Raw genomic sequence first — 26576 nt, 5'->3', positions numbered from 1 at the left:
GAAATGCCTATGCGAGAACCGAATGCGCCTGCGACGGGGTCCAACGCAGGTGCACCGTCCGATCGGGCGGGTCGGCGCGCAACAAGGACAACCTCGGCCGGACGGCGTCGGTGCGCGCGGACGGCGGTTTGCGGCTGCCCGCGCGGAACTGGACAGGCCACTCGGCCGGGAATCCCTGCTCCGCGGCCGCGTGCAACGTCCAGTGCGGGTCGTACAGGTGCGTGCGGCCGATCGCGCAGAGATCCGCGCGGCCCGCCAGCAGGATGGAGTTCACGTCGTCGTACGAGGCGATAGCGCCCACCGCGATGACGGCGGCACCCGTGACCTCGTGGCGGATCCGGTCGGCGAACGGCGTCTGGTAGCTGCGGCCGTACGCCGGGCGCTCGTCGGCCGTGACTTGACCGGTCGACACGTCGATCGCATCCGCGCCGTGGGCGACGAACGCGCGGGCGATCTCCACGGCGTCGTGCTCGGTGTTGCCGCCGTCGACCCAGTCGGTCGCGGAGATGCGCACGATCATCGGCCGCTCGGCGGGCCACACCGCACGGACGGCGTCGAACACTTCGAGGGGGTACCTCAGCCGGTTCGCGAGCGAGCCGCCGTAGGAGTCCGTGCGCTGGTTCGCGACCGGAGAGAGGAACGACGACAGCAGATATCCGTGGGCGCAGTGCAGTTCCAGCAGGTCGAACCCGGCCTCGGCACCCCGCCGCGCCGCCGCGACGAACTGCTCGGTGATCCGGTCCAGCCCGGTGCGGTCCACCTCGGACGGCACCGGCGAGCCCGGTCCGTACGGCAGCGGCGACGGCCCGACGACGTCCCAGCCGCCCTCGGGCAACGGCTCGTCCATGCCCTCCCACATCAGCCTGGTCGAGCCCTTGCGGCCGGAGTGGCCGAGCTGCAGGCCGACGCGGGCGGTGCTGCGCTCGTGCGCGAACGCCACGATCCGCGCCCACGAGTCGCGCTGCTCGTCGTTCCACAACCCGGTGCAGCCGGGCGTGATGCGGCCCTCCGGCGAGACGCAGACCATCTCGGTCATCACCAGGCCCGCGCCGCCCATGGCCTTCGAGCCGAGGTGCACGAGGTGGAAGTCGCCGGGCACGCCGTCGGTCGCCGAGTACATGTCCATCGCCGAGACGATCACGCGGTTCTTGAGCTCGAGCCGCCCCAGGCGGAACGGCTGGAACATGGCGGGCGCGACGGTGGCGAGCCCCTGGGAGGCGGCGAAGGCGGCGTCCACGCGGCCGGCGAACTCCGGGTCGCGGGTGCGGAGGTTGTCGTAGGTGATCCGGCGCGAGCGCGTGAGCAGGTTGAAGCAGAACCGGGTCGGCTCCTGGTCCGCGTACATGCCGATGTTCTCGAACCACTCCAGGGACGCCTGGGCGGCGCGCTGCGTGGACTCCACGACCGGACGCCGTTCGGTCTCGTAGGCCGTCAGAGCGGTGTCGACGTCACGGTGCTCGTGCAGGCACGCGGCGAGCGCGAGCGAGTCCTCCATCGCGAGCTTGGTGCCGGACCCGATGGAGAAGTGCGCGGTGTGCGCGGCGTCGCCGACCAGCACGAGGTTGCCGTCGTGCCAGCGCTCGTTGCGGACGGTGGTGAAGCTCAGCCACTTCGAGTTGTTGGCGAACACCCGGTGGCCCGCCAGCTCCTCCGCGAACAGCTCGCGGATCCGGTCGACGGCGCGGTCGTCGGACTCCCCCGGCGCGAACTCCTCCGCGGTGTCGAACCCGGCGCGGCGCCAGACGTCCTCGTGCATCTCGACGATGAACGTGGAACCGGTGTCGGAGTAGGGATAGCCGTGGACCTGCATGGTGCCCCAGGGCGTGTCCTTGATGAAGAACTGGAACGCCTCGAAGACGCGGTCGGTGCCGAGCCACATGTACTTGTTGCGCCTTGTGTCCACAGTGGAGCGGAAGACGTCTCCGGACGACCGGCGCACCACCGAGTTCACGCCGTCCGCGCCGACCACCAGGTCGTGCTCCGCGCGCAGGACGTCCACAGCGGGCGCGGGCGTCGAGAAGTGCACGACCACACCGAGGTCGTGGCACCGCTGCTGCAACAGCCGGAGCAGTTCCTTGCGGCTCATCGCGGCGAACCCCTGCCCGCCCACCGTGTGGCTCTCGCCGCGGTGGTGGATGTCGATGTCCGTCCAGCGCGCGAACCGGCGGGCCATCGCTCCGGCGAACTCCGGGTCCGCGTTCTCGATGCCGCCGAGCGTCTCGTCGGAGAACACCACGCCGAAGCCGAACGTCACGTCGGCCGCGTCGCGCTCCCACACGGTGACGTCGTGCGCGGGGTCGAGCTGCTTCATCAACGCGGCGAAGTACAGCCCGCCGGGTCCACCACCGACGACAGCGATCCTCACGCCGGCACCTCCTCCTCGACGATCTTGCGGAGCGCGAAGCGCTGCAGCTTGCCGCTCGCGTTGCGGGGCAACGAGGTGCGGAACCGGACCTCGCGCGGGTACTTGTACGGCGCGATCGTCCGCTTGACGTGGTCCTGGATCTCGCGGGCCTTCGCCTCGCCGCCCTCGACGCCCTCGCGCAGCACTACGAACGCGCACACGACCGAGCCGCGTTCCTCGTCGGGTTTGGCGACGACGGCGGACTCCAGCACGTCCGGGTGGGTGTCGATGGCCTCCTCGACCTCGGGGCCGCCGATGTTGTAGCCGGAGGAGACGATCATGTGGTCGCTGCGGGCGTGGTAGTGGAAGTAGCCGTCCTCGTCGCGGTGGAACACGTCGCCGGTGACGTTCCAGCCGCCCACCACGTAGTCCTTCTGCCGTTCGTCGTCGAGGTAGCGGCAGCCGACCGGCCCGATCACGCCGAGCCGTCCGGGCTCACCGGGGCCGAGCTCCTCGCCGTCGGCGCCGAGCACGGTGGCGCGGTAGCCGGGGACGGGCCGGCCGGTGGAGCCCGGCCGGATGTCGTCGCCGGCGGCGGAGATGAAGATGTGCAACAACTCCGTGGCACCGATGCCGTCGATCACCTTGAGCCCCAGGCGGTCGTGCAACCGCTGCCAGGTCTCGCGCGGGATGTGCTCGCCGGCCGACACGGCGGTGCGCAGGCCGGCCAACTTCTCCTCGGCGCCCTCGCGCAGGATCGCCTTGTACGCGGTCGGGGCGGTGGCGAGGACCGTGACCCCGTGCTGTGCCACCAGGTCCGCGACCTGGACGGGTGTCGCGGCCTCGGTCAGCAGCGCGCATGCCCCGGCGCGCAACGGGAACACCACGAGCATGCCCAGGCCGAACGTGAAGGCGAACGGCGCGGTGCAGGCGACGAGGTCGTCCTCGGTCAGCCGCAGCACGTGGCGGCCGAAGGTGTTGTCGATCGACAGGACGTCGCGGTGGAAGTGCGCGGTGATCTTCGGCGACCCGGTGCTGCCGGACGTCGGCGCCAGCAGCGCCACGTCGTCGGCGGCCGTGTCGGCGGCGGTGAACTCCCCCGACTTGGTCGCGGCGAGCACCTGGAGGTCGTCGTGGTCGACCACGGTCAGCGCCGGGATCGCGCGGACGTCCTCGGCGAACCTCGGGTCCACCAGCGCGATCGACGGGCGCGTCCGTTCGACGACCGGTAAGAGCTCGCGGGTGCGCAGCGCGGCCATCGTGGTCACCACGACCCCGCCCGCCTTGAGCACGCCGAGCCACGCGGCCACCGTCCACGGGGTGTTGGGCGAGCGCAGCAGGACCCGTTGCCCGGCGACCACGTTGAAGTCGTCGGCCAGCACCTGGGCGACCTGGTTGGCGCGGGTCAGCAACTCGCCGTAGGTCCACGTCTCCCCCGCCGGCGTGCGCAGCGCGGGGCGGTCCGCGCCGAACCGCGCGACCGCGGCGTCGATCAGCTCGGTGGCCGCGTTGAGCCGGTCCGGGTAGGCGAGTTCGGGGGTGGTGAACTCGAGGGTGGGCCAGAGCGCTGCCGGCGGGAGGTGGTCGCGGGCGAACGTGTCCATGGTGTGGGTCCTTCCCGGGCAGCGGGTCAGGAAGCGCGGATCATGCCCTCCTGGGCAACGGTGGCGAGGTGGAGGCCCCCGCGGGTGAAGAAGCGGCCGTGGCCGAGGCCTCGGCCGTCGTCGGCGGCCACGGCGTCCTGCGCGTAGAGCAGCCAGTCGTCGACCGGGCCCGGCCGGTGGAACCACATGGCGTGGTCGAGGCTCGCGGTGACGAGCCCCGGCCGCGCCCACGGCAGGTCGAGCACGCGCAGGACCGGTTCGAGGATCGTGTAGTCGCAGACGTAGGCCAGCGCGGCGAGGTCGCGCTGGGCGTCGGTCAGCCCGTCGACCGGGCGCAGCGGGTCGAACGGCCTGACCCACACGGCCTGGTGCGGGGTCCGTTCGCCCTCCACCGCCAGGTAAACGGGTCCGGGCACGTGCCGCATGTCGAAGCTGCGGCCGCCCGACCAGTAGGCCTTCGACTCGTCCGTCATCGTGCCGCCGGAGCGGTCCGCGAGGAAGTCGGCCGTGCTCGGCAGGTCCTCCGGGGCGGGCAGGTCGACGGCGAACTCCGCCCGGAACGTGCCGCCCGGCTCGCCCGCCGCGAAGTTCGCGAGGCAGGCGTAGAGGGTCTTGCCGTTCTGGTAGCCGCGGACCTGCCGGGTGCTGTAGCCGCGGCCGTCGCGCAGCAGCTCCACCTCGTAGCGGACCTCGGCGCCGATGTCGGCGGGGCGCAGGAAGTAGCTGTGCATCGAGTGCAGCGTCTTGCCGTCGGTGACCGAGCGCATGGCCGCGGCGGCCGCGGCGGCGACCAGGTCTCCCCCGTAGGCCTTGGGCCACGGGCAGGGCTGGGTGACGGCGGTGAAGGCCAGGTCGAAGTGCTCCGGCTCGGCCTTCTCCAGCGTGACGGCGTCGGTGAAGATCGCGGAGGTCGTCATCGGGTCAGCCAGTCGCGCAGGTCCTCGTCCGGCACGTCGTCGAGGTTGACGACGATGTTCTCCGGCGTGCGCGTGGTCATCCACGTCAGGGACTTGTTCCGGTCGAGGTTGCACTCGATGTGCGGCATGAACGGCGGCACGAACACCCAGTCGCCCTCCTCCATGTCGACGTAGTCCTCGAACTTCTCGCCGAAGTAGATGCGGGCCCGGCCGGACAGCACGTACCCGCCGGTCTCGGCCTCGCCGTGGTGGTGGGTGACGGAGCGGTAGCCGGGCTCGTTGGTGACCTTGCCGAACCACAGCCTTGTCGCCGGGGTGTGCTGGATGCTCACGCCGGAGATCCGGATCGCGCCACCGCTGTTCGCGGTGTCCGGGTTCTCCGCGCCGCCGCGCGTCACGACCGGCGCGACCAGGCCGCTGGGCAGCCGGTACATCGAGTTGTCGCCGTCGAGCCGGTACTTGCTCAGGTCGGGCTCCATATCTCGTATTCTTCACGACCGTCAGATAGTGTCAATACTCATGAGGCCCGCAGCAGTGAATCCGGCCAGCCTGCCCGCCCCGAGCGGCTACTCCCACGGCACGCTGTCCGGCACCACCCTGTACCTGGGTGGCCAGACCGCTCTCGACGCGGACATGAAGATCGTCCCGGGCGGCATCGTCGAGCAGTTCCGGCAGGCGTTCGGCAACGTGCTGACGACGTTGCGCGCGGCCGGAGGCGAGCCGGAAGACCTGGTCAGCATCACGATCTACCTGACCGACATCCCGGACTACCAGGCGCACGGCAGGGAGATCGGCAAGGTCTGGCGCGAGCTCGCCGGACCGGTCTACCCGGCCATGGCGGGCATCGGCTGCACTGCACTGTGGCAGCCCGAGGCGCTCATCGAGATCCTCGGCGTCGCCGTGATCCCCGAGGAGCGCCTGGTCAGGCCCAGCTGAATCGATAGCGTTTCCATGATCTACGAAACGTGAACGCAATATCAGTGGAGGTGTGCGGGTGAGGCTCGCTTCGGTGACGGTCGACGGCGTCCGGCGCGGCGGTGTCGTCGACGGGGACTCGATCGCGTTGTTGACGTGCACGGTCGACGACGTCGTACGCGGCGCCCAGGTGGAAACGCGTGAGGTCCTGCCTCTCACCGAAGTGCGGCTGGAGTCGCCGTTGCACCGCTTCAACCGGGACGTCCTGTGCACCGGCTGGAACTACTGGGACCACTTCGCCGAGTCGGCGGGCAAGCGCGAGGGCCAGGACCCGGTCGAGCGCCCGCTGCGTCCGACGTTCTTCACCAAGGGCCCGGACACCGTGATCGGCCCGTCCGACCCGATCGCCTACGACCCGTCGCTCTCGCAGAAGTGGGACTACGAGGCCGAGATCGCGATGGTGATCGGGCGCGACGGCCGGTCGATCCCGGAGGAGAAGGCGCTCGACCACGTCTTCGGGTTCCTCGTCGCCAACGACGTGTCACAGCGCGACCTGCAACGCGCGCACGGCGGCCAGTGGCTCAAGGGCAAGAGCCTCGACGCGACCATGCCCCTCGGCCCGTGGGTGACGACGATCGACTCCGTCGACGTGACGGACCTGCGCGTGCAGTGCGAGGTCAACGGCGTGCTGCTGCAGGACGCGTCCAGCGCGCAGATGGCGTTCTCGTTCGCCCGGATCATCGCCGAGCTGAGCCACGGCATGACCCTGCGCGCCGGCGACGTGATCCTGACCGGCACCCCCAGCGGCGTCGGCAACGCCCGCGAGCCGCAGCTCTTCCTGCGCGCGGGCGACGTGGTGGTGACGCGCGTCAGCGGCCTGGGCGAGCTGCGCAACACCGTCACGCCGACCGATCTCGGCGGGCGTTAAGCTCGGCCGATCAAGGTGAGGAGAGGGCGCTGAACGTCGCGGACATGACCGTGGAAGCCGCGGCTCCCGCCGGTCGCGACCGGCTGGGCCCGCTCATCATCACGATCTTCGGCCTCTACGCGCGCGGCGAGCACAACTGGCTCTCCGTCGCCTCGGTCGTGCAGCTGATGGCCGACCTCGGCGTCGAGGGCCAGGCCGTGCGCTCGTCGATCTCGCGTCTCAAGCGCCGGGGCGTGGTGCGGGCCGAACGCCGCGACGGCGCCGGTTACGCGCTGGCCGAGCCGACGCTCGAGACCCTGGCCGAGGGCGACACCCGGATCTTCGAACGCCGCCGCGCCACCACCGAGGACGGCTGGCTCGTGGTCGTGTTCTCCGTGCCGGAGTCCGAACGCGAGAAGCGGCACGCGCTGCGCACCACCCTGACCCAGCTCGGTTTCGGCACGGCCGCCCCCGGCGTGTGGGTCGCGCCGGGCAACCTCGCGGTGGAGACCCGCCGCACCCTGGAACGCCGCGGCCTGGCCGAGTACGTCGACCTGTTCAGCGGGCAGCACTTCGCGTTCGGCGACCTGCGCTCCAAGGTCCGCGCCTGGTGGGACCTCGACGAGCTGACCGACCTGTACGCGGACTTCCTGCGCCGCCACCGCCCGTTCCTCGACGCCGGCGCGGGCTCCCCCGAGCAGGCGTTCCAGATGTACGTGCCGATGCTCACGGCCTGGCGCCGCCTGCCGTACAGCGACCCGGGCCTTCCGCTGTCGCTGCTGCCCCCGGGCTGGAACGGCGTCACCGCCGAAGCGCTGTTCGAGCAGCTCAACGCCACGCTGAGCGCACCGGCCCGCGAGCACGCGCTGGCCGTCATCCATGACCGCTAGGCGGTGCTCTGCGGCTGCGGGCACTCGCCGCCGGGCGTGGTGAGCAGCTCGAAGTGCCACATCTCGTTCGCGTAGGCCTGGCACAGCCCGTAGTCCGCGCCGTGCTGGATGAGCCAGTCGTCGGCGTTGGTCGGCCCGATGTCGATCGCCTTGCCCGTCACGTGCGCGGACTTCTCCGGGGGGTGCACCCACCGCCGCGCCTCCTCCTCGCTGCGGTACAGCTCGACCGCCTCGTCCAGCAGCCGCTGCTGGTACTCGCGGCTGCGCCAGCCCGACGTCACGCGGAACTCGACGCCCTTGAGCTTCGCGTCCGCCGCGGCCTTGCGCATCGCGCCGAGCAACGCCGGGTCGAGGTTCGCGATCGCGGCGTGCCCGTCGTCGTCGAGCGAGATGGACCCGTTCTTCGGGATGCTGCCGTCCCCGGCCATCCGCGCGGTCCCTCCGCCGTCCTCCTGCGGTGCGGTGGGTGTGCATCCCGTCACCACCGCCAGCAGGAGCAGCAGCGCAATTCCTTTACCAGCCACGACTTCGAGCTTTCCCGGCCGATGTCCCCGGACGGCCAGCGCTGTGTGCTCGTTGTGCAACGACTCGGTGACTGAGTAGAACGAGATCATGACTTCACGGATCACCGTGTGCCGCGGCTGCTGCTGCGGCACGGAGCGCAAGCACCCCGAGGTCGACCACGACCGCCAGTTGGAGGTCATGCGCTCGCGGCTCGGGTACGTGAAGGTCGCGGACTGCCTGGACGCGTGCGAGGTCTCCAACGTCGTGGTCGTGCAGCCGAGCAAGACGGCGCGGGCCGCCGGCGCCAAGCCCGTGTGGGTCGGGTCGGTGCTGGACGACGACGCGGTGCACGCCGTGATCGACTGGGTGGAGGCGGGCGGGCCGGGCGTCGCCGCCCCCTCGTCGTCGGTGAGCGCCCGGATCGTGCCCACGCCGGGACCGCCCGCGTCATGAACTACGTTGGGGGCATGGAGATCTACGACATCCCGGTCCGCACGCTGGCGGGCGAGCCCGGTGACCTGGGCGCGGTGCGGGGCAAGGTGGCGCTCGTCGTCAACGTCGCCTCGCGGTGCGGCCTCACGCCGCAGTACGCGGGGCTGGAGCGGCTGCAGGCGAAGTACGCGGACCAGGGGTTCTCCGTGGTCGGCTTCCCCTGCAACCAGTTCATGGGGCAGGAGCCGGGCACGTCCGAGGAGATCGCCACGTTCTGCTCGACGACGTACGGGGTGACGTTCCCCCTGTTCGAGAAGATCGAGGTCAACGGGCCGGGCCGGCACGCCGTCTACCAGGAGCTCACGCAGCACGCGGACGCCGACGGCACCGCGGGTGACGTGCAGTGGAACTTCGAAAAGTTCCTCGTCTCGCGCGACGGGGAGGTACTCGCCCGGTTCCGGCCGGCCGTCGAGCCCGAGGACGCCTCGATCACCGCGGCGATCGAGGCCGCCCTGCGGTAGTGCTGCGCCGTGACGGGGGCCTCGGCCCTCGTCACCGCCGGCGCGGTGCGGAACGCGAGCACCGCCGCCCAGCAGGGTCGTGGGTGCGGCAGGAGCGACGAGCCCGAGCAGCGCACCTTCGCGGGGGAACGTGTCCGCGACGACTGCGGCCTCCCACACGAGCAGCGCCACCGAGCCCCAGGGAAAATGCCCCGCCGGTCCGCAATGGACGTCCAGAGTGGAATCGTGGCGAACCACAGCACGGCCGCGGCCGTGACGCCGGACCAGGGGCGTCCAGGTTTTCACAAACACCACCTCTCGTGGTGTCCCGAGGGATCGGCATTCGGTGCCACGCACTGCGTCGAACTGCCGCTGCCCCTCGGGTCCGCACGGGTGTGGGGGCCCGCCGATGCTCGGCACCTCGCGGGAGGGCGTGGACCCGAGCTGCGGGCGTCGTGGATCTCCTTTGCCAGGAAAGGCATCCCCGGCCCACTCGACTCGCTACCGGTCACCTGGAGCACCGCGCCATAAGGCACACCGGCAGTTTCGCGGCGGGCACTACTCACCGGCGGTTCGCTGGTGAACACTCTCGGAGTCGGACATACCGGGAGGTGGCGATCGAGTGGAAGACGAACCTCCCCACATCCGGGTGCTGGGCACGTTCGAGGTCACGCGCGGCACCCGCCGCTGCACGCCGACCGCGCCGAAGCAACGGGCGTTGCTCGCGTTGCTCGCTTTGCACGCCAACGAGTTCGTCCCGACGAGCCGGATCGTGGACCAGCTGTGGACGCGAGGGGCGCCGCGGTCGGCCGTCGCCGCGTTGCACGGATACGTGACGGCGGTGCGGCGGGTGCTGACGCCGAGCTGGGCCAGTTCTCGCAACTCCCACCCCGTGCTCACCACGCGCCCCTCCGGGTACGTGCTCCGCCTGGAGCCGCACCAGCTCGACCTGACCAGGTTCCGCGAGCTCGCGCGGCAGGGTCAGAAAGCCATGGCGGCCAACGACTGCGCGCAGGCGCGGGACAGGTTCACGGCGGCGCTCGGACTCTGGCGAGGGGCACCGCTGACGGACCTGCGCGAGCCGGGGATGTTCGACCACGACATCTCCCGGCTGGAGCGGGAGTACCTGGAACTGTTGCGCGCCAGGTTCGACGTCCTGCTCTGCCACGGTGACGGCCGCCTGGCCGTGTTCGACCTCGAGGAGCTCTGCCGGACCTACCCGTTGTGGGAGAGGTTCCACGAGCAGCTGATGCTCGCGCTGTGCCAGGCCGAACGCCGCGCCGACGCGCTGACCGCCTACGCGCGGGCGTACCGGATGCTGTCGAGCCAGGCGGGCATCGAGCCGGGGCCGCGGTTGCGCGCGATCCACCAGGTGATCCTCACCGGCGAGGACCCGTCCGACCGGGGCCACCGGCACGAACGGGCTCTCGTCTAACGACCTCGGCGCAGCCCCCAGTCGAAGAGGCGGCGGTAGCACACGAGCGGTTCGGCGTCCTCCACCTCGACGCGGCCGACCTCGCCGATCAGCACGGTGTGGTCGCCGTGGTCGAACACCGCGCTCGTGGCGCAGCGCAGGTAGATCGGGGCCGCGTACAGCCGGGGCACCACCCCGTCCCACGTCCAGGCCACGTCGGCGAACTTGTCCGCGCCCCGGCTCGCGAACGTTCGCGCGGCGCGTTCCTGCGTGCCGCCGAGCACGTGCACGCCGAACTCCGCGCAGCGCGCCAGCGACTCGCGGCACCGGGACGCGTGGTCGATCACGACCAGCACCGACGGCGGCGCGACGCTGTACGAGCAGATCGACGAGACGAGCAGGCCGCACGGCGCGCCGCCCGCCTGCCGGGTGGTGATCACCGCAAGACCGGAGACCAGCCTGCTCATCGCCTCGGCGAACGTGGCCGCCGGCAGTCCGGTGGCCACGTCCTCCGTCGCTGTCACGGCGTGCTCCTACCTGGCCGACGCCGCGGCGCAGAGTTCCCTGCGGTGCCGGGCGTCCTCGTCGTCGGTCACCGCGAGCACCGCGTCGTAGTCGAGCACGGCGGCGGCCAGCTCACCCGACTCCTCGTAGGCGACCGCCCGGTTGTAGCGGGACTCCGGGTTGTCGTCGAGGGTGATCGCGCGGCTCAGGTAGCTGATCGCGTCGGTCAGTTCCCCGGACGCGACCGCGATCGTGCCGCGGATCGCCCACGCCTCGGCGAGTTTCTCGTTGCGCCGCAGCGCTTCCGCCAGCGCCTCGGAGGCTGCGCCGTACTCGTCCTGCTCGACCAGCAGCTGGCCCTTGAGGCACAACAGGTGTGCGTTGGTGGGCGCCTCTTCGAGGGCGGCCGAGACGTCGCGCCACGCGCCCTCGACGTCGCCCAGCGAGAGCAGGTGGCCCGCGCGGTTGATCCGCGCGTCCACGTGCCGCGGGTCGAGCTCGATGACGTACGCGAACGCCTTCATGGCGCTCTCGACGTCGCCGAGCGCGAGGTGGGCGTCGCCGATGTTGTAGTACGCCTCGGGGAACGGCGGTGAGAGCCGCAGGGCCTCGCGGTAGGCGGAGAGCGCCTCCTCGTCGCGGCCGAGCTTGCGCAGCACGTTGCCGACGTTGAAGTGGTGCTCGGGGAAGTTCGGATCCCGTTCCAGGACATAGCTGTAATCGGCCAGCGCGTCCTCCAGGCGGCCCATCGCGCCGTACACCTGCGCCCGGTTGTAGCGCAGCACCAGGCGGTGCAGGACGTGCTCGTCGGGGTCCAGCTCCCGGTCGAGGCGGGCCATGCCGTCGTTCACGAGGGCGAGCGCCACCTCGGGCTTCTGCTCGCGGACCTCGACCAGGGCCAGTCCGTTGCGGGTGAAGACGGACTGGAAGGCCTCCTTCTTCGGGTCGGTCAGCTGGGCCGCCAGCGCGATCGCCAGGTTCATCCACGCCCGTGCGCGGACGTAGTCGCGTTCGGCCTCGGAGTAGTGGCGGGCGTGCAGCATGGCCGTGGAGTAGGCCAGCTCCAGGTGGATGGCCGGGTCGGTGGAGGCGGCGCGGCCCTCGACGTAGAGCGTCTCGGCCTCGGCGGCGCGGCCGACGGCGGCGAGCACGATCCCGGTCTGGAACGTGATGTGCCACCACAGGTCGGGGTCGGCCTCGCGGTCCGCGACCGCGCGCCCGCGCAGTCCGTGGTCCGCGGCGGCCTGGTAGAGCCCGACCTTGTGGCAGTGGTCGAGCGCGATGCGCAACGCCGCGGCGCCCACGCCGGCCGGGTCGCTGCCGTGCTCGCGGTGGTACGGGATCGCGCCGAGGTGCAACGAGAAGTCCTCTGACCGCAGGAGTTCCTCGGCGCGGGCGTCGTGCAGCGCGGCCCGCTCCTCGGCCGGCAGCGCGAGGTAGGCGGCGAGCAGGCGCGGGTCGTCGGCGGTGCCGTCACCGTCCACATAGGCCTGGGCGGGGTCGTCGCCGAGCGGCTCGTCCTCACCGGGCTCGGCGTCGACGACCTGGGCGTGCGCGGCGATCGTCCGCGCGAGCGACACGTCGATCTCCCCGCGCGGGTCCACGAGCGGCTCGCGGCCCGTGCCCACGACGACGGTGAGGTCCGGGATGTCGCCGCGCCGCAGCAGGACCGCGATGAACTCCTGGTCCGACGCGTCGGCCTCGTGCGCGTTCTCGAACACGAGGGTGCGCGGCCCGCCACCGAGCGCGGCCAGGTAGTCGCGCAGGAGCTCGGCCAGGCCGTTCGCGATGTTGCGGGTGTGCAGCCGCGAGTAGTAGCGGGTGCGTTCGCTGTCCTGCACGGCCCATTCGAGCGTGTGCCAGGCGCTCGGCACCCGGCCCGCGAGCTCGGGCGTGGTCGTGAGCAGCTCGATGTTGTGCCGCTCCCCCAGTTCCGGGCAGCGGGTCAGCAGGTCGTCGGCGATCTGGCGCAGCAGCGCACCGGCAGCCGAGTACGGTCCGCGCAGCCGCCGGTGGGCGTCGAGGACCGCCCACACCGGCGGCAGGTCGAGGGCGGCGAGCGCGTGGGCCCGATCGCGCCGCCGGTCGGCGCGGATCCAGTAGCGGCTGTCCATGGTGCGTCCTTTCAGTGAATGACGTGGTGCAGGCGACGGTCGCGGCGCGCCTGGACGCGTTCGCGGACCATGAGCCAGCCGAGCAGCGCGCACTGCGCGATCGCGACGGCGGCGAAGACGGCCGAGTCGAGGAACTGGGCCGTGGGCACGCCGTCGCCCGTGAGCCGTGCGATGACGCCGGTGACGAACCGGTGGAGCACGGGGAATCCCGCCAGCGCGAACGTCGTGAGGCTGAGCGTGTAACCGACGACGACCAGCCACGAGTACCAGCGCGCCACTTTGCGGTCGGCCGGGTGCAGCGCCGACTCGTCGGTCTCCGGCTTCCCCAGCAGTCGGCGGACCCTGTTGCGCACCACCGTCAGCGCCGCGCCGTGCAGGTCGACGCAGCCGAGCACGGTGCTCACCAGCACGTAGATGTCCGTGCGCAGGTAGAAGAAGAACTGCCAGACGACCCGCAGCAGCGCGGCGAACGCGACGGCCAGCAGGAACCGGCCCGGCCCCGACAGCGTGCCGTCCGCGTGCCGCGTCAGGTCTGCGGCGACCGTGCACGCGGCGATGCCCAGGACGTCCGCGAGCAGCCCGGCCACGATCGGCAGGTAGCGCTGCCGGCGCGGCACGGCCACGAGTCCGTCGAGCGAGGTCTCCAGCACGATGTAGTAGAGCCGCCGGCCCACCCGCAGCCTCGACCGGACGCCGAGCCGCCGTCCCGCGAGAGCGTGGAACGACTCGTGCAGCAGGAGCAGCGGAATCGCGGCGACGAACAACCCGACCTGGATGACCATGTAATAGTCGGAGAAGAAGATGTTGTGATAGGTCGGCCGCAGATCGGCGTGCGCCACCATTGCGAACAATGCCCAGCCGGCCAGCGCCGCGTAGAGGACCCAGGCGATCGGCGAGAACAACGCGGCACCCAGTCCGCTGAATCGAACCGGCGCCTTCTGCCCGGCCACCTCACCGGAATCGCGAATGAGGTCGAGTTCGTCCAGTCCGGCGAGGACGTCCTCGATGTCGACTTCCTCGCCGTATTCGCGTTCGAACCATTCGGCGGCCTGCCGCGGGGTGTCGCCGTCGACGAGCCTGCGCACGAGCGCGGCGCCCTCACCGGGGAAGATCCCGTACGAGTCGACGTCGGCGCGCCCGATCGTCACCTCGTCGCCGTCCTCCAGGAACACCAGCGGGTGCAGCGGCACCGGCCGGTCCAGGTCGAGATCGGTCACGCTGTTCCCCTCCGGTGCGAGCCGGGTGCGCCGGACCGGTGGCCCGGCGCACCCGCGCCTCGAATCAGGCGTTCTTGACGTTGTACTGCGAGCAGGCGGCCGCCGTGAGGCGAACCGGGCCCACCTTGCGAATGGTGATTCGCTTCATCTTCGCCTTGGGCTTCTCCATTGGGTGCTCCTCCCTCGGATGAACATCTGACATCGAGGAGTCTGCCCGCGCACTCCAAGAAAGCACCAAGAGAGCTCCAAAATGCGAAACACCCGATTGGACGTCCAGAAAACAAATGGGCAGTATTGATCGCGGGTCGGCTGACGGCGCTTTCGGACGAACAGCTCGAGCGGCGCAAGCTCTACGACGAGGCCGTGCACCTGGTGGTGCGGGCCACAGGTCAGGCGAAGGTCTTCGCCAGCACCGCGTTCACCCGGTCGGCGATCTCGTCGACCGCCTCCTCCAGTGCGAAGTGGCCGGTGTCGAGCAGCACCACGTCGGCGGCGGGCACGTCCCGGCGATAGGCCTCGGCGCCCGCGGGGACGAAGAACGTGTCGTTGCGGCCCCAGATCGCGAGCACCTCCGGCTGCCGCTCGCGCAGCCACCGCTGCCACGCCGGGTAGCGGCCGATGTTGGTCTGGTAGTCCCACAGCAGGGCCTTCATGTAGTCGGCCCGGCCGGGCAGGTCGAGCACGGCCTGGTCGGCGAGCGCCTGCTCGGGGTCGATGTGCTCGGGGTCCTTCGCGCCCACGAGCCACTGGTGGCGGGTGCCGTCGAGGCTCACGACCCAGTCGACCTTGTCCTGGTCCTGCGTCCGGTCCTGCCACCAGCCCTTCAACACGTCCATGTCCGGGCCGAGGCCGTCGGTGTAGGCGTTGCCGTTCTGCGTGATCACGGCCCGGACGCGCTGGTCGTGCTCCAGCGCGATGCGGAAGCCGACCGGGGAGCCGAAGTCGAAGACGTAGACGGCGTAGTCGCCGATGCCGAGCAGGTCGATGACCTTGCCGGTGGTCGCGGCGAGCCGGTCGAACGTGGGCTCGCCGGGCAGCGGGTCGGACGAGCCGAAGCCGGGGTAGTCGATCGCGACGACGTGCCACGACGTGGCGAGGCGGTCGATCAGCCGGACGTAGGCGCGGGTGCTCGACGGGTAGCCGGGCAGCAGCACGATCGTCGGCCTCTCACGGTCCCCGGCCTCGCGGACGAACACCTTCAGGCCGTCGGCCTCGACGTGGTGGTGGCGGATCGCGGGCATCTCGTTCTCCTCGGCTCGTTCTAATGGGTAAAGCGACCGTATACACGTTAGGTGGTGGGCTGCAAGCCATCCGAGCGAGAATCTGCTAATGTCTCAATCGGCGCTTCAACCGTTAGGAGACGGCGTGACCGCGACCCTCACCGACTTCCAGGCGGCGGGCTTCCCGATGGGGGCCGAGCCGCTGGTCGCGCTCGACCTCGTGGACACGCAGGCGTTGTGCCTCGACCCGGTCAGGGACCTCATCGCGGACGAGGCCGAGCACGCGAGGTGGTGGGCGCTGCAGGCTGATCGCCTGCCCGACGCGGCACCTCCGGCGATCAGCGCGACCCGGCGGCTGCGCGCGCTGCTGCGGTCGCTGTTCGAGGCCGCCCTGACCGGGGCCACGCCGGACCCGGCGCTGGTCGCGGACCTCAACGCCGTCGCCGCCGCGGTGCCCACGAGCCCCCGGCTCGACGGCTGGGGCGCGCAGGCGCGGGCGTCGGTCCGCTGGCACGACGACTACAACGGCCATCCGGCACTGGCCGCGATCGCGGGCGAGTCGATCCGGCTGCTCGCCGACCCCGAGCGACTGGGCAAGCTGCGGGCGTGCGCGAACCCGGCCTGCTCGATGATGTTCCTCGCGGAGAACAAGCGCCGGATGTGGTGCGCGGCCAACGTGTGCGGCAACCGAGCGCGGGTCGCGCGGCACTACGAGAAGACGCGCGGCTAGGCCCTGGTGAGCCGGTCCAGCAGCGCCGCGAGGTCGGCGGGCGCAGCCGCGCTACGGCGCTCTCGGCCACCGCGAGATCGACGTCGTCGTAGAACTGGGCTGCGGCGTCGAGCGGCGGCGGCACGAACAGACCGGCGGGTGACCCGGTGCTCGGCAGGTTGACGGCGCGGGCCGTGCGGCCGAGGCGGTCCAGTTCCGCGACGACGGGCTCCCAGCACCACGAACCGTGACGGCCCCGGACGAGTGCGCGCACCCCAGGTCCGCCATGCTGGCGGCGCCGCCGTTCCACGTCCGAGGGAGAAGCACATGCGCAGGACCAGCCGGCTCGCGTTGATCGCCGCGATCGGCCTGGCGGCCACCGCGGCACCCGCAGTCGCGCAGGCGACGCCCGGCACCGGGGTCACCGCCGTCACGATCTTCGACCACACCGTCGGCGACACCCAGTACGTGCTGAAGGAGATCACCATCGCCCCCGGCGGCGCGACGGGCTGGCACTACCACCCCGGGCCGGTCCGGGGCGTGGTGGCGAAGGGCGTGCTGACGCACCACGACTCCAGCTGCGCGGTCGACGGCGTGTACCGGCCCGGCCAGTTCATCGACGATCCCCACGGCACCGGCTATGTCCACATCGGACGCAACCTGGCGGAGGTCCCACTGGTGCTGGAGGTGCTCTACCAGAACCCGGTGGGCAACCCGCTGGCGGTCAGCACGCCGAACCCGGGCTGTTCCTTCGAGTAGGGCGCTCAGCGGCGGCGGTGGGCGTTGATCTCGTCGCGGTGCTCGACCGCCCACTCGGCCAGCGCGACCACCAGCGGCAGCAGGGTCTTCCCCAGCTCGGTCAGCGCGTACTCGACGCGCGGTGGCACCTCGGCGTAGGCGGTGCGGCTGATCAGGCCGTCCTCGACGAGGTGCTTCACCGTGAGCGTGAGCATGCGCTGGGAGATGCCGGTGACCGTCTTCGCCAGCTCGCCGAACCGCAGCGGTCCCTCGCGCAGCGCCCCGACGACGAGCAGGCTCCACTTGTCGCTGATCCGGTCGAGCACCTCGCGGACCGCGCCGTCGTCGTTCATGTCCGGCGGACACCCGTCGGCACGTGTGAACCGCGTCACAGCCAGACCTCCCGTCCTGGACACATACACCGATGTGCCTTTTGTGCCGGTCGCAATGCAGACACACCATGAGGTTACGCACAAGGCGTAAGAATCGGAGTGTGCAATGAACATCGCACTGTGGATCGCGCAGGGACTGCTCGCGGCGGTCTACCTGGGGAGCGGTCTCACGAAGCTCGTCCGGACGCGCGAGCAGGTCATCGCGTCGACTGGCAACTGGGCGAAGGACTTCTCCGACTCCGCCGTGAAGGGCATCGGCGCGGTCGAGGTCCTCGGCGCCCTCGGCGTGGTGCTCCCCTGGCTCACCGGCATCGCCCCGGTCCTCACGCCGATCGCGGCGGCCGGGCTCGTCGTCGTCCAGGTCGTCGCCACCCGTGTGCACCTCAAGATCGGCGAGACGAAGACGTTGCCCGTCAACGTGGTCCTGCTGCTGCTGGCCGCGTTCGTCGCGATCGGACGTTTCGCCGGCTGACCGGTCACCCGACCGTGTCGCGGCGCACGGGGTACCGTGCCGTCGCATGAGCGCGCGCTTCCAGGAACTCGACCACCGCAGGACCCCGCTGGGCGAGCTCACCCTGCGCTGCCGGCTCGAACCCGGCACCGGCCGGGAGATCCACGAGATCAAGCTGAACGACGAGTTCCTGATGTCGAGCCTCTTCACGGTCGCCGAGGTCGAGCTGGCGCGCCTTGCCCTCGCGGAGCTGTCCGGCGACTCGCTGGACGTGGTCGTCGGCGGCCTCGGCCTCGGCTACACCGCGCAGACCGTGCTGGAGAACCCCGACGTCGGCTCGTTGCTCGTCGTGGACGCGCTGCCCGAGGTGATCGAGTGGCACGAGCAGGGCCTCATCCCGGCCGGCGCGACCCTGGCCGCCGACGAGCGGTGCCGGTTGGCGCACGGCGACTTCTTCGCCCTCACCCGGTCCGGCGAGGGGTACGACCCGACGGCGCCCGGCCGGCTGTTCGACGCCATCGTCGTCGACATCGACCACTCGCCGCGGCACCTGCTGCACCCCTCCAACGCCGACTTCTACACGGTCGAGGGCGCGCAGCGGCTGGCCGCGCTGCTGACGTCCGGCGGCGTGTTCGCGTTGTGGTCCAACGACCCGCCCGAGGACGAGTACGCCGCCACGCTCTCCGCCGTGTTCACCGACGTGCGCGCGGAGGTCGTGAGCTTCCGCAACCCCCTGCAGGACCGTGATTCGACGAACACCGTGTACCTCGCACGCCGCCGCTGACCCGTTCGCCGCAACTTCGAAGATCTTGGTTTGGCCGGACTCGGCGGTGGGCATTGGACCGCTCATGATGGCGTCGTACTGGGAGACCGCCCGAACCGGTTTCCTGGCGTTCGTGGGTGTCGGGCTGATGATCCTGCTGCCCCTGGTCCTGTTGCACTACTTCCGGTTCCGGCGGGTCGAGCCGCGCCGGGCGTTCGTCCTGTACGGCCTGCTGGCCTACGGGCTGGTGGCGCTCGCGCTGATCTTCCTGCCGTTCCCGTCGGACGTGTCGAAGCTGTGCACGGGCGACCAGATGCTGTCGACGGTCCCCTTCCAGTGGGTGACCGACATGAGCAACAACATGGCGGCGAACGGGCGTTCCGGCATCGTCGCGATGGCGACGTCGCAGGCGTTCCTGCAGCAGCTGTTCAACGTCGTGCTGTTCGTGCCGCTGGGCGTGGTGCTGCGCAAGGCGTACGGCAAGGGACCGCTCGCCGTGATCGCCATCAGCCTCGGCCTGTCGCTCGCCATCGAGGTCGTGCAGTACACCGGCAACCTCGGCTTCTACCCGTGCCCGTACCGGATCGCCGACGTCGACGACCTGATCTCCAACACCTTCGGCGGCTTCTTCGGGTGGATGATGGCGCCGGCCGCGTTCGTCGTGCCGAGGGTGCCGTCGTCGGACGAGTCGTCCGCGTCGCCCGCCACCGTCACCGTGCCGCGCCGGATCGTCGGTCTGGTCGCGGAGCTGGTGCTGGTCATCGTGATCGCGAAGCTGGTGCTGCACTCGGACCCGCGCTGGGCGGTGTGCGTGCTCGTGGCGTCGCGGGTGGTGCTGCCGGCCGCGACCGGCGGCATGACCGTCGGCGGCATCCTGCTGCACTACCGCATCCGCGCCGAGGACGGCTCGCGCGCCAACCCGCTGCGGCTCACCGTGCGCGAACTGCTGGGCTTCACCGGTTTCATGGCCTACGCGACGGTGGTGTCGCCGCTGGTCGACATCGGCTGGTGGGACCTGGCCGTGGTCGCGCTCTACGTCGGCGGGGCGTTCGTCGTGCCGGTGTTCCGGCGCGACCAGCGCGGGTGGCACGAACAGGTGGCCGGGACGCGGGACGTGTTCGCGGCGGAGAAGTCCGGGTACCCGGACGTCCATGACGACGTACACGCACACAGCTGAGGCCGACATCCCGGCCGACACGCTGTTCGGCTTCCTCGCCGAGCCGCGGAACCTGCCCCGGTACTTCCCGCAGATGACCGCGGCCGAGCCGGAGGGCGGCGAGCAGGTGCACGTGGAGGCCGAGGTGCACGGCCACCACGTCGAGGGCGAGGCGTGGGTGCGCCCGGACCCGGAGCGCCGCACGCTCGAGTGGGGCGCCGAGGGCCCGGACGACTACCACGGCGAACTGCAGGTCGAGGAGGTCGCGCCGGGCCGGTCGCGCATCACCGTCAGCCTGCACAGCGTGCGGGAGGCGCAGGGCGACGAGGTGCAGCGCGGTCTGGAGCAGACGGTCGCCGTCCTCACCCAGACCGCGGCGGCCGACGACCGTTCTCCCGAGTAACGCGCTCAGAGCAGATCGGCGAGCAGGGCGGCCGCTCGCGCGGCACCGTCCCGTTCCACCTCCCGGTAGCCGACCTCGCGCCCGATCTCCGCGGCGATGGCGGCCGCCAGCACCTCGCGGTCAGCCGCCTCGTCGTAGGTCAGGCACCGCCCGGCCCCGTAGCGCTCCAGCCGGTGCCGGACGTGGAAGTGCTGCTCGAAGTGGTGGCGCAGCGGCACGAAGAGGAACGGCCGGCGGGCCGCGGTCAGCTCCATGCAGGTGGTCAGTCCGCCCTGAACCACCGCCAGGTCGCACGTGGCGAGGTGCCGGGGCAGGTCCGGCACGTACCCGCGCAGCTCGACGCCGGGCACGTCCGGCAGCGACGCCGGGTCGATGCGCGGCCCGGTGACGACGAGGAACCGCAGGCCGGGGACCGCGCGCCGGGCGAGCGGCACCGCGTCGAGCACCCGGCGCAGCAGCGACTCCCCCACGCCGGAGCCACCGACCGTGACGACGCAGAGCTTCTCGCCGGACGGCCGCGCCGGCGCCTCCGGTGGGTCGAACCCGGTGACGTAGCCGGAGAACTCGAAGTTCGCCTCCGTCCACTCGCGAATCGCGGGCAGGCCCTCGCCGAACGGCAGCGAGACCACGTCGTCCGGGTTGCCGATGAACACCGACCGGTCGCGCACGCGGCGGTGCCGGTCCCGCTGCTCGATCATGTCGAGGTTGTAGTCCGCGGTCAGGCGCTGCTCGCGGGCGCCGCCGTCCGGCATCGGCAGCCAGCCGACGAAGTCCGTCAGCCAGGCGAAGGAGAACCGCTTGAGGCCGGGGTTCTCGTGCAGGAAGTAGTCGACGTCCCAGGCCTCGTCACCGATCACCAGGTCGTACCGCTCCTCCTCCAGCACGTCGTGGAACACCATGAAGTTGTGCACCAGCACGGCGTCCAGGCGGCGGAACGCCTCGAACACGTGCAGGTCGTGCTCGCCCGCGTCGTCCTCCACGTGCGCCGACTCGTTCGCGAGCCACGCCGACGCCGGGTGGACCGCCTCCCCCGCCGGTCCGAGCACCTCCGTGACCGGGTGCTGGGCGAGCCAGTCGATCTCCAGGCGCGGCTGGAGCTTGCGCAGCTCGGTCGCGATGGCGAGGTCGCGGCGGGCGTGGCCGAGGCCGATCGGGGAGCTCAGGTACAGCGCGCGAGGCGGCCGGTGCCTGCGCTGGTGCCGCACCACGGGGTGCACGCGGTCGACGAACTCCTTGACCAGCAGGTTGATCCGCACCGGCTCGCGGGCGTGCACGCCGTGCCCGGCGCCGTCGACCAGCACCAGTGACCCGCCGGTGAGCTCGGCGAGCCGGGCGCCGATGGCGTGCGGGCGGATCTGGTCGTCGGTGCCGTGGACGACGAGCACCGGGCAGCGGACCTTGCGGCAGTCGTCCTCGATCGACGGTGACGCCAGCCGGCCGGCCGTGGTGTCGGCCAGCGTCTCGGGGTCGATCTCGTGCGCCCAGCGCACGGCGTCCTCGATCTGCCTGGTGGAGTGGGGTTCGGCGAACATCCGGGCGAAGAACCAGTCGACGAAGTCGTCGTAGCCGCCGTTCAGCCACTGGTGCCGGCTGTACGGGCCCTCGCCCGACTCCCACGACTGCCTCTCCTGCTCCTGCACGCCGATCAGCGACCCGCTGGCGGGCCCGATCGCGACGATCCCGGAGACCCGTCCGGGGTGGTGGGCGGCCGCCAGCACCGACCAGGCGTCCCCGCGCGACAACGCCACCAGCACGGCCCGTTCGGTGCCGGTCGCGTCCAGCACGGCGATGGCGTCGGCCGCGTACTCGGCGTCCACATAGGACTCACCGCCCCGCGGACGATCCGAGCCACCGCTGCCGCGGCCGTCGAAGGTGACCACCCGGAAGTGCCGTGCCAGATAAGGGACCTGGGCCTTCCAGAACTTCGACGGCACGATCGACCACGTCGGCATCAGCAGCACCGTCGGCTTGCCGGGGTTGTCGTAGACCCGGTACGCGAGCCGCACCCCGGCGCGCTCGGCGAAGCCCTCGGCGTCGGCCTCGCGCACCGGGCGCGGCTCGGCGTTCACGGCCGGACTTCGAGGACCTGGTTGAACGGCGTCTGCGCCACCCCGGCGAACCGGGTGAACCCGCCCGCCACGGCCACGTCGCGGATCCGCGCAGGCCCGGCCTGCGTGCCGAGCGCCAGTCCGACGTCCTGCGACAGCGAGGCGGGCGTGCACAGCAGCGTGGAGAAGCCGTAGTAGGTGCGGCCGACGGGGTTGAGGTTGTCCTCGACGCGGTCACCGGCCATCGGTTCGACGATCATCCACGTGCCGTCGGCCGCCACCGCGTCCCGCACGTGCCGGGCCGCGCCGACCGGGTCGCCCATGTCGTGCAGGCAGTCGAACATGGTCACGAGGTCGTAGCCCGTGCCGCCGAAGTCCTGGGCGGAGGCCACCTCGAACGTCACCCGGTCGCCGACGCCCGCGGCCTCGGCGCGTTCGCGGGCGATCCGGATGGAGTCGGGGTGGTAGTCCGACCCGGTGAACGTGGAGTTCGGGAACGCCTGTGCCATCAGGATCGTGGATGCCCCGTGGCCGCACCCGACGTCCGCGACCCGCGCGCCGGCGCGCAGCTTGTCGGTCACTCCGTCGAGCGCGGGCAGCCAGCCCTCGACCAGGTTCGCCGCGTAGCTCGGCCGGAAGAACCGCTCGCAGCCGACGTGCACGTCGGTGCTGTGCTCGTGCCAGCCGACCCCGGACCCGCTGCGGGCGGCGTCGAGCACCCGTCCGGCGTCGTGCACGGTGCCGAGCGCGATCTGGAACATGCCGGGCAGGAACGCGGGGCTGTCCTCGACGGTGAGCGCCACGGCGTGCTCGATCGGCAGCGCGTAACGGCTGGTCACGGGGTCGTAGGTGACGTAACCACCGGCGGCCTGGGCGTTGAGCCACTCGCGGGCGTACGGCTCGGCGGTGCCCGTGCGGTCGGCCAGGTCGGCGGGGGTGACGGGGTCGCCGGACGCCATCGCGCGGTAGTAGCCGAGCTTGTCGCCCATGACGACGAGCGCGGCGTTGAGCGTGGCGCCGACCTCGTCGACGGCCCGGAACACGAACTGCATGAGCTTGTCGGTGTCAACCTCGGGTCTTGTCGTGGTCATCTGCTCGTCCCTCCTGTGAGGGCTGGAACCTATGAGCGCCAACGGGACAGCCGCATCAGGTGCCCCACCTAGTGAGCTCGGTCTGCCTACACTGCCCGGTGTGCTGATGGGGCGCGAGTCCGAGCGTCGACAGGTCGAGCGGCTCGTCGCGGCCGCCCGGCTGGGGCACGGCGGCGCCCTCGCGATCACCGGCGAGCCCGGCGTCGGCAAGACCGCGCTGCTCCAGTTCGCACAGGACTGCGCCACCGGCATGACGGTGCTGCGGGCGGCGGGGAGCGAGTCGGAGCGCGAGCTGCCGTTCGGCGCGCTGCACCAGGTGCTGCGACCCGCGCTGGACCGGCTGGGCGAGATCCCCGGGCCGCAGGCGCGGGCGTTGTCGGTCGCGCTCGCGCTGGGGCCCGGCGAGGTCGCCGACCGGTTCGCGATCGGCGCGGCCACGCTCAGCCTGCTCTGCCGGTTCGCCGAGGAGCGCCCGCTCGCCGTGCTGCTCGACGACCTGCACCTGCTCGACCGCCCGTCGGCGGACGCGCTGGCGTTCGCCGCCCGCAGGCTCGCCGCCGACCCGGTCGTGCTGCTGGCCACGACCCGCTCGCCCGATCCGCCGCTGCCGGTGCTGCCGCTGACCGGCCTCGACCTCGACGCCGCGGGTGCGCTGGTGTCGAGCCGGTCGGGCGCGCCGGTGTCGCCGGAGTTCATCGCGCGCCTGCACCGGGCGACGGCGGGCAACCCGCTCGCGTTGATCGAGCTGGCGGCGCACGGGCACCTCTCGCCGGAGGCGCCGCTGCCGGTGTCCGCCGCGCTGGCCCACGAGTTCACCGCGCAGGCCCGGTCGCTCGGGTCGGCCGCGCAGGCGGCGCTGGCCGTCGCGGCGGTGGCGGGCACCGACCTGCGCGTGGTCGCCGCCGCGTGCCGCCGCCTCGGTGTGCCGGTCGACGCGTTGGCCGAGGCCGAGGGCGCGGGCCTCGTCCGGCTCGGTGACGGGCGGGTCGAGTTCCGGCACCCGCTGATCCGCGCGGCGGTGCACGCCGCCGCCCCGGACCGCCGGTCGATCCACCGCGCGGTGGCGGAGGTGTTCGGCGAGGACGACGACCGGCACGCGTGGCACCGGGCGGAGGCCGCGGTCGGACCGGACGAGCAGGTGTCCGCGCTGCTCGTCCGGGCGGCGCGGCGGGCGCACGAACGCGGCGCGCACGACGTCGCCTCGGCCGCCTTCGAGCGGGCCGCGCGGCTCAGCCCGGACGTCCACGACCACGCCTCGCGGTGCGTGTCCGCCGCGGAGTCGGCGTGGCTCGCCGGGCAGACGAGCCGGTCCGTCGCGTTGCTCGGCGAGGCGGACGGGCAGGTGCGCGCCGTCGAACTGCGCGCCGCCATCGCCGCCCGCACCGGCTCGCTCACCGAGGCCCGCGACCTCTGCCGGCTCGCCGCCCGCGACGCCGACCCGGACGCGGCCGTCGTCCTGCTGGCCGACGCCGTCCACGCGTGCTTCTACCTCGGCGACACCGCGTCCGGCGTCGAGGTGGCCCACGAGATCGAGGCGCTGCTGGACCGCGTGGGCACGCCGAGAGCGCGTGGCCTCGGCCAGATGGCGGCGGGCGTCGCCCGGATCCTCGCCAACTCCGGCGGAACGGACCAGATCCGGGCCGCGGTGGACCTGCTCGCCTCGTCCGGGCTGCTGCGCGACGACCGCCGCCGGCAGTCGTGGCTGATGATCGGCCCGCTGTTCCTGCGCGACGCGGACTCCGGCGCGAACCTGCGCCGCGTCGTCGCGGACGCCCGCGCAGAGACCGCCGTCGGCTCGCTGCCCGCCCTGCTGTTCCACGTCGCACGGGACGAGGCCACGACGAACCAGTGGGCGCGCGCCGCGGCCACCTACGACGAGGCCACCCGGCTCGCCCGCGAGACCGGGCAAGAGACCGACCTCGCGATGTGCCTCGCCGGGCTCGCGTGGCTGCGGGCCCGCCTGGGCGACGAGGAACGGTGCCGCGCGCTCGTCGCGGAGGCGGTGCCGATCTGCCGCGGCCGCGACATCCACATCGGACGCGTCTGGTCGCTCTTCGCGTTGGGAGAGCTGGAACTCGGCCTCGGCGACCCGCGCAAGGCGTTGGCACACCTGGAAGAGCTGGCCGCGTTGCTCGACGACCTGCGGCTCACGGACCCGGACCTCTCCCCCGCGCCCGAGCTCGCCGACGCGCTGGTCCGGCTGGGCCGGCCGGACGAGGCACTACCGGTCGCGCGCCGCTACCGGTCCGCGGCCGCCGCCAAGGGGCAGCCGTGGGCGATGGGACGGGCCGAGCGCACGATGGGCCTGCTGAGCCCGGACTTCGACGCGCACTTCGAGGCGTCCCTGGGTTTTCACGCCAGGACGTTGGACGACTTCGAGACCGCCCGCACCCGGCTCGCCTACGGTGCGCGCCTGCGCCGCGCCCGGCGGAGGGTGGACGCGCGACCGCACCTGCACGCGGCGCTGGAGACGTTCGAGAACCTGCGTGCGGCGAGGTGGGCGGATCTCGCCGCGCTGGAGCTCAAGGCGACCGGCGAGTCGATCGAGCGACGGGCACCGGGTGACTCCCTCACGCCGCAGGAGCTGCAGGTGTCGCTCCTGCTGGCGGAGGGCCGGACCACCCGCGAGGTCGCGGCCGCGTTGTTCCTGAGCCCGAAGACCGTCGAGTACCACCTGCGCAAGGTCTACACGAAGCTCGGCATCCGCTCACGCGCCGAGCTGGCCGGCCGGCTGCCCTGACGCCCACGCGAACCCGTCCGGGTCGGTGAAGTCGCCCGCGCCGTTCAGCACGATCCGGTGCGAGCCCGAGCCCTCCGGCGCCACCCCGGCGTCCTTGGCGAGCGCGCGCCGCCGGTACAGGCCGAGCTTGACGGCGCCCGCCGACGCGAACTGCACGTACATGCGGCCGAAGCTCTTCTCGACGGTGAAACCCCGGTCCACGTAGCACTGCCGGCTCGCGGCGATGTCCGTCGCCCCGAGCAGCAGCACCACGTCGTCGATCCGCCCGGTGGCCGGGCCGGTGTTCTTCTTCGCCGAGGTGGCGACCTTCCAGATGGTGCCGTCGGGCGCCTGCACGACCGCGCCGTAGCCCCAGAGGGACTTGCCCGCGGGCTTGAGCGTGGTCGCGCCGGCGTCGAGGGCGCCCTCGATCAGCAGGTCGACGTCGGCGGGCTGCGCCACCGTGAGAGACAGGGTGAAGCCGCGGAACCCGGCGGACGGCTGCCGCGACGCCCGCAGGCGCAGGCGGTCGCCGAGCCCGAAAGCGTTGGCGTAGAAGCGTTCGGCGGCCGCGAGGTCGGCCACTTCGAGGGTGATCGCGTCGAATGAGGTCATGCCGGAAAC

At 71.8% G+C, this 26576-nt stretch carries 26 protein-coding genes; 13 read left to right on the top strand and 13 right to left on the bottom strand.

Translation table 11 applies throughout. From position 1 onward, the window contains the following. Positions 1-7: 7 nt before the first annotated feature. From ABZX02_RS40235 to ABZX02_RS40220, 4 genes are read right to left on the bottom strand one after another with little or no spacing between them, the layout of a single operon-like run. Positions 8-2365 carry a bifunctional salicylyl-CoA 5-hydroxylase/oxidoreductase gene (locus tag ABZX02_RS40235; protein WP_355306763.1) on the bottom strand — a complete coding sequence of 786 codons (2358 nt, stop codon included), beginning with the start codon at positions 2363-2365 and terminating at the stop codon, positions 8-10. Then, entirely contained in the window at positions 2362-3948 is a 1587-nt protein-coding gene (locus ABZX02_RS40230) for an AMP-binding protein (protein ID WP_355306761.1), read from the bottom strand. The genes ABZX02_RS40235 and ABZX02_RS40230 overlap by 4 nt, the downstream gene beginning before the upstream one ends. Before the next feature lie 26 nt (positions 3949-3974). After that, entirely contained in the window at positions 3975-4865 is an 891-nt protein-coding gene (locus ABZX02_RS40225; protein ID WP_355306760.1) for an acyl-CoA thioesterase domain-containing protein, read from the bottom strand. Beyond that, positions 4862-5344 (bottom strand): cupin domain-containing protein, encoded by a 483-nt coding sequence (locus tag ABZX02_RS40220; protein ID WP_355306758.1) that lies wholly within the window; start codon positions 5342-5344, stop codon positions 4862-4864. Before ABZX02_RS40220 ends, ABZX02_RS40225 begins: the two co-directional genes overlap by 4 nt. A gap of 40 nt (positions 5345-5384) precedes the next feature. Between ABZX02_RS40220 and ABZX02_RS40215 the strand changes: the two genes are divergently transcribed. Genes ABZX02_RS40215 through ABZX02_RS40205 form a run of 3 tightly spaced genes read left to right on the top strand, consistent with a single transcriptional unit; the run spans position 5385 to position 7577 of the window. Next, positions 5385-5801 (top strand): RidA family protein, encoded by a 417-nt coding sequence (locus ABZX02_RS40215; protein WP_355306756.1) that lies wholly within the window; start codon positions 5385-5387, stop codon positions 5799-5801. 58 nt (positions 5802-5859) lie between these two features. Continuing rightward, positions 5860-6708: a fumarylacetoacetate hydrolase family protein gene (locus tag ABZX02_RS40210; protein WP_355306754.1), complete on the top strand. Its 849-nt coding sequence runs from the start codon at positions 5860-5862 to the stop codon at positions 6706-6708. Between the two features lie 44 nt (positions 6709-6752). After that, the gene (locus tag ABZX02_RS40205; protein WP_355306753.1) at positions 6753-7577 is read left to right on the top strand and encodes a PaaX family transcriptional regulator C-terminal domain-containing protein; all 825 of its coding nucleotides are present in this window, start codon (positions 6753-6755) and stop codon (positions 7575-7577) included. Here ABZX02_RS40205 and ABZX02_RS40200 read toward each other — a convergent pair. Next, positions 7574-8191, bottom strand: coding sequence for a M15 family metallopeptidase (locus ABZX02_RS40200; protein WP_355306751.1), 618 nt, complete (start codon positions 8189-8191; stop codon positions 7574-7576). The two genes, ABZX02_RS40205 and ABZX02_RS40200, sit on opposite strands and share 4 nt — an antisense overlap. Here ABZX02_RS40200 and ABZX02_RS40195 point away from each other — a divergent pair. From ABZX02_RS40195 to ABZX02_RS40185, 3 genes are all read left to right on the top strand, one after another. Further along, on the top strand, positions 8190-8534 hold the full coding sequence (locus tag ABZX02_RS40195) for a hypothetical protein (protein ID WP_355306749.1): 345 nt from the start codon (positions 8190-8192) through the stop codon (positions 8532-8534). The genes ABZX02_RS40200 and ABZX02_RS40195 overlap by 2 nt on opposite strands. Before the next feature lie 14 nt (positions 8535-8548). After that, positions 8549-9034: a glutathione peroxidase gene (locus ABZX02_RS40190; RefSeq protein WP_355306780.1), complete on the top strand. Its 486-nt coding sequence runs from the start codon at positions 8549-8551 to the stop codon at positions 9032-9034. A 601-nt stretch (positions 9035-9635) separates the two neighbouring features. Next, positions 9636-10448, top strand: coding sequence for an AfsR/SARP family transcriptional regulator (locus ABZX02_RS40185; protein ID WP_355306747.1), 813 nt, complete (start codon positions 9636-9638; stop codon positions 10446-10448). Here the strand turns inward: ABZX02_RS40185 and ABZX02_RS40180 are convergent. From ABZX02_RS40180 to ABZX02_RS40165, 4 genes are all read right to left on the bottom strand, one after another. Continuing rightward, positions 10445-10951, bottom strand: a complete 507-nt coding sequence (locus ABZX02_RS40180; protein ID WP_355306745.1) for a flavin reductase family protein — start codon at positions 10949-10951, stop codon at positions 10445-10447. The genes ABZX02_RS40185 and ABZX02_RS40180 overlap by 4 nt on opposite strands. 9 nt (positions 10952-10960) lie before the next feature. After that, positions 10961-13045 (bottom strand): tetratricopeptide repeat protein, encoded by a 2085-nt coding sequence (locus ABZX02_RS40175; protein WP_355306744.1) that lies wholly within the window; start codon positions 13043-13045, stop codon positions 10961-10963. A gap of 11 nt (positions 13046-13056) precedes the next feature. Continuing rightward, entirely contained in the window at positions 13057-14262 is a 1206-nt protein-coding gene (locus ABZX02_RS40170) for a hypothetical protein (RefSeq protein WP_355306742.1), read from the bottom strand. Between the two features lie 389 nt (positions 14263-14651). Further along, positions 14652-15503 (bottom strand): alpha/beta hydrolase, encoded by an 852-nt coding sequence (locus ABZX02_RS40165; RefSeq protein WP_355306740.1) that lies wholly within the window; start codon positions 15501-15503, stop codon positions 14652-14654. Positions 15504-15627: 124 nt separating this feature from the next. On the opposite strand from ABZX02_RS40165, the gene ABZX02_RS40160 reads away from it, so the two are divergent. Both ABZX02_RS40160 and ABZX02_RS40155 read left to right on the top strand, forming a co-directional pair. Further along, positions 15628-16212 carry an ABATE domain-containing protein gene (locus ABZX02_RS40160; RefSeq protein ID WP_355306738.1) on the top strand — a complete coding sequence of 195 codons (585 nt, stop codon included), beginning with the start codon at positions 15628-15630 and terminating at the stop codon, positions 16210-16212. A gap of 306 nt (positions 16213-16518) precedes the next feature. After that, positions 16519-16950 (top strand): cupin, encoded by a 432-nt coding sequence (locus ABZX02_RS40155; protein WP_355306736.1) that lies wholly within the window; start codon positions 16519-16521, stop codon positions 16948-16950. Between the two features lie 5 nt (positions 16951-16955). On the opposite strand, the gene ABZX02_RS40150 is transcribed toward ABZX02_RS40155, so the two are convergent. Continuing rightward, complete coding sequence (locus tag ABZX02_RS40150) at positions 16956-17321, bottom strand: helix-turn-helix domain-containing protein (RefSeq protein ID WP_355306734.1); 366 nt, start codon at positions 17319-17321, stop codon at positions 16956-16958. 106 nt (positions 17322-17427) lie between these two features. Between ABZX02_RS40150 and ABZX02_RS40145 the strand changes: the two genes are divergently transcribed. Genes ABZX02_RS40145 through ABZX02_RS40130 form a run of 4 tightly spaced genes read left to right on the top strand, consistent with a single transcriptional unit; the run spans position 17428 to position 20094 of the window. Next, complete coding sequence (locus ABZX02_RS40145) at positions 17428-17793, top strand: DoxX family protein (protein ID WP_355306732.1); 366 nt, start codon at positions 17428-17430, stop codon at positions 17791-17793. Between the two features lie 46 nt (positions 17794-17839). Beyond that, positions 17840-18556, top strand: coding sequence for a spermidine synthase (locus tag ABZX02_RS40140; RefSeq protein WP_355306730.1), 717 nt, complete (start codon positions 17840-17842; stop codon positions 18554-18556). Positions 18557-18602: 46 nt separating this feature from the next. Further along, entirely contained in the window at positions 18603-19712 is a 1110-nt protein-coding gene (locus ABZX02_RS40135) for a VanZ family protein (RefSeq protein ID WP_355306728.1), read from the top strand. Next, positions 19687-20094, top strand: a complete 408-nt coding sequence (locus tag ABZX02_RS40130; RefSeq protein WP_355306726.1) for an SRPBCC family protein — start codon at positions 19687-19689, stop codon at positions 20092-20094. Before ABZX02_RS40135 ends, ABZX02_RS40130 begins: the two co-directional genes overlap by 26 nt. 5 nt (positions 20095-20099) lie before the next feature. Here the strand turns inward: ABZX02_RS40130 and ABZX02_RS40125 are convergent, their stop codons facing one another. Together ABZX02_RS40125 and ABZX02_RS40120 are read right to left on the bottom strand one after the other, a co-directional pair. After that, positions 20100-22163: an alpha/beta fold hydrolase gene (locus tag ABZX02_RS40125; protein WP_355306724.1), complete on the bottom strand. Its 2064-nt coding sequence runs from the start codon at positions 22161-22163 to the stop codon at positions 20100-20102. Next, the gene (locus tag ABZX02_RS40120) at positions 22160-23233 is read right to left on the bottom strand and encodes a class I SAM-dependent methyltransferase (protein ID WP_355306722.1); all 1074 of its coding nucleotides are present in this window, start codon (positions 23231-23233) and stop codon (positions 22160-22162) included. Before ABZX02_RS40120 ends, ABZX02_RS40125 begins: the two co-directional genes overlap by 4 nt. A 106-nt stretch (positions 23234-23339) precedes the next feature. Between ABZX02_RS40120 and ABZX02_RS40115 the strand changes: the two genes are divergently transcribed. Further along, positions 23340-25973 (top strand): AAA family ATPase, encoded by a 2634-nt coding sequence (locus tag ABZX02_RS40115; protein ID WP_355306778.1) that lies wholly within the window; start codon positions 23340-23342, stop codon positions 25971-25973. On the opposite strand, the gene ABZX02_RS40110 is transcribed toward ABZX02_RS40115, so the two are convergent. Further along, the gene (locus ABZX02_RS40110; RefSeq protein ID WP_355306720.1) at positions 25941-26567 is read right to left on the bottom strand and encodes a glyoxalase; all 627 of its coding nucleotides are present in this window, start codon (positions 26565-26567) and stop codon (positions 25941-25943) included. The genes ABZX02_RS40115 and ABZX02_RS40110 overlap by 33 nt on opposite strands. Positions 26568-26576: the final 9 nt, after the last annotated feature.

Source organism: Lentzea sp. NPDC003310 (genome assembly GCF_040610935.1).
Classification (GTDB): Bacteria; Actinomycetota; Actinomycetes; order Mycobacteriales; family Pseudonocardiaceae; genus Lentzea.
The sequence above is the reverse complement of the archived record's forward strand: the minus strand, read 5'-3'. Positions and strand labels throughout refer to the sequence as shown.

Coding starts and splice junctions, on each gene's coding strand:
- ABZX02_RS40230 (WP_355306761.1), bottom strand. CDS start 3,948: ATGGACACGTTCGCCCGCGACCACCTCCCGCCGGCAGCGCTCTGGCCC.
- ABZX02_RS40225 (WP_355306760.1), bottom strand. CDS start 4,865: ATGACGACCTCCGCGATCTTCACCGACGCCGTCACGCTGGAGAAGGCC.
- ABZX02_RS40220 (WP_355306758.1), bottom strand. CDS start 5,344: ATGGAGCCCGACCTGAGCAAGTACCGGCTCGACGGCGACAACTCGATG.
- ABZX02_RS40215 (WP_355306756.1), top strand. CDS start 5,385: ATGAGGCCCGCAGCAGTGAATCCGGCCAGCCTGCCCGCCCCGAGCGGC.
- ABZX02_RS40205 (WP_355306753.1), top strand. CDS start 6,753: ATGACCGTGGAAGCCGCGGCTCCCGCCGGTCGCGACCGGCTGGGCCCG.
- ABZX02_RS40195 (WP_355306749.1), top strand. CDS start 8,190: ATGACTTCACGGATCACCGTGTGCCGCGGCTGCTGCTGCGGCACGGAG.
- ABZX02_RS40200 (WP_355306751.1), bottom strand. CDS start 8,191: ATGATCTCGTTCTACTCAGTCACCGAGTCGTTGCACAACGAGCACACA.
- ABZX02_RS40190 (WP_355306780.1), top strand. CDS start 8,549: ATGGAGATCTACGACATCCCGGTCCGCACGCTGGCGGGCGAGCCCGGT.
- ABZX02_RS40175 (WP_355306744.1), bottom strand. CDS start 13,045: ATGGACAGCCGCTACTGGATCCGCGCCGACCGGCGGCGCGATCGGGCC.
- ABZX02_RS40165 (WP_355306740.1), bottom strand. CDS start 15,503: ATGCCCGCGATCCGCCACCACCACGTCGAGGCCGACGGCCTGAAGGTG.
- ABZX02_RS40155 (WP_355306736.1), top strand. CDS start 16,519: ATGCGCAGGACCAGCCGGCTCGCGTTGATCGCCGCGATCGGCCTGGCG.
- ABZX02_RS40145 (WP_355306732.1), top strand. CDS start 17,428: ATGAACATCGCACTGTGGATCGCGCAGGGACTGCTCGCGGCGGTCTAC.
- ABZX02_RS40140 (WP_355306730.1), top strand. CDS start 17,840: ATGAGCGCGCGCTTCCAGGAACTCGACCACCGCAGGACCCCGCTGGGC.
- ABZX02_RS40130 (WP_355306726.1), top strand. CDS start 19,687: ATGACGACGTACACGCACACAGCTGAGGCCGACATCCCGGCCGACACG.
- ABZX02_RS40120 (WP_355306722.1), bottom strand. CDS start 23,233: ATGACCACGACAAGACCCGAGGTTGACACCGACAAGCTCATGCAGTTC.
- ABZX02_RS40115 (WP_355306778.1), top strand. CDS start 23,340: ATGGGGCGCGAGTCCGAGCGTCGACAGGTCGAGCGGCTCGTCGCGGCC.
- ABZX02_RS40110 (WP_355306720.1), bottom strand. CDS start 26,567: ATGACCTCATTCGACGCGATCACCCTCGAAGTGGCCGACCTCGCGGCC.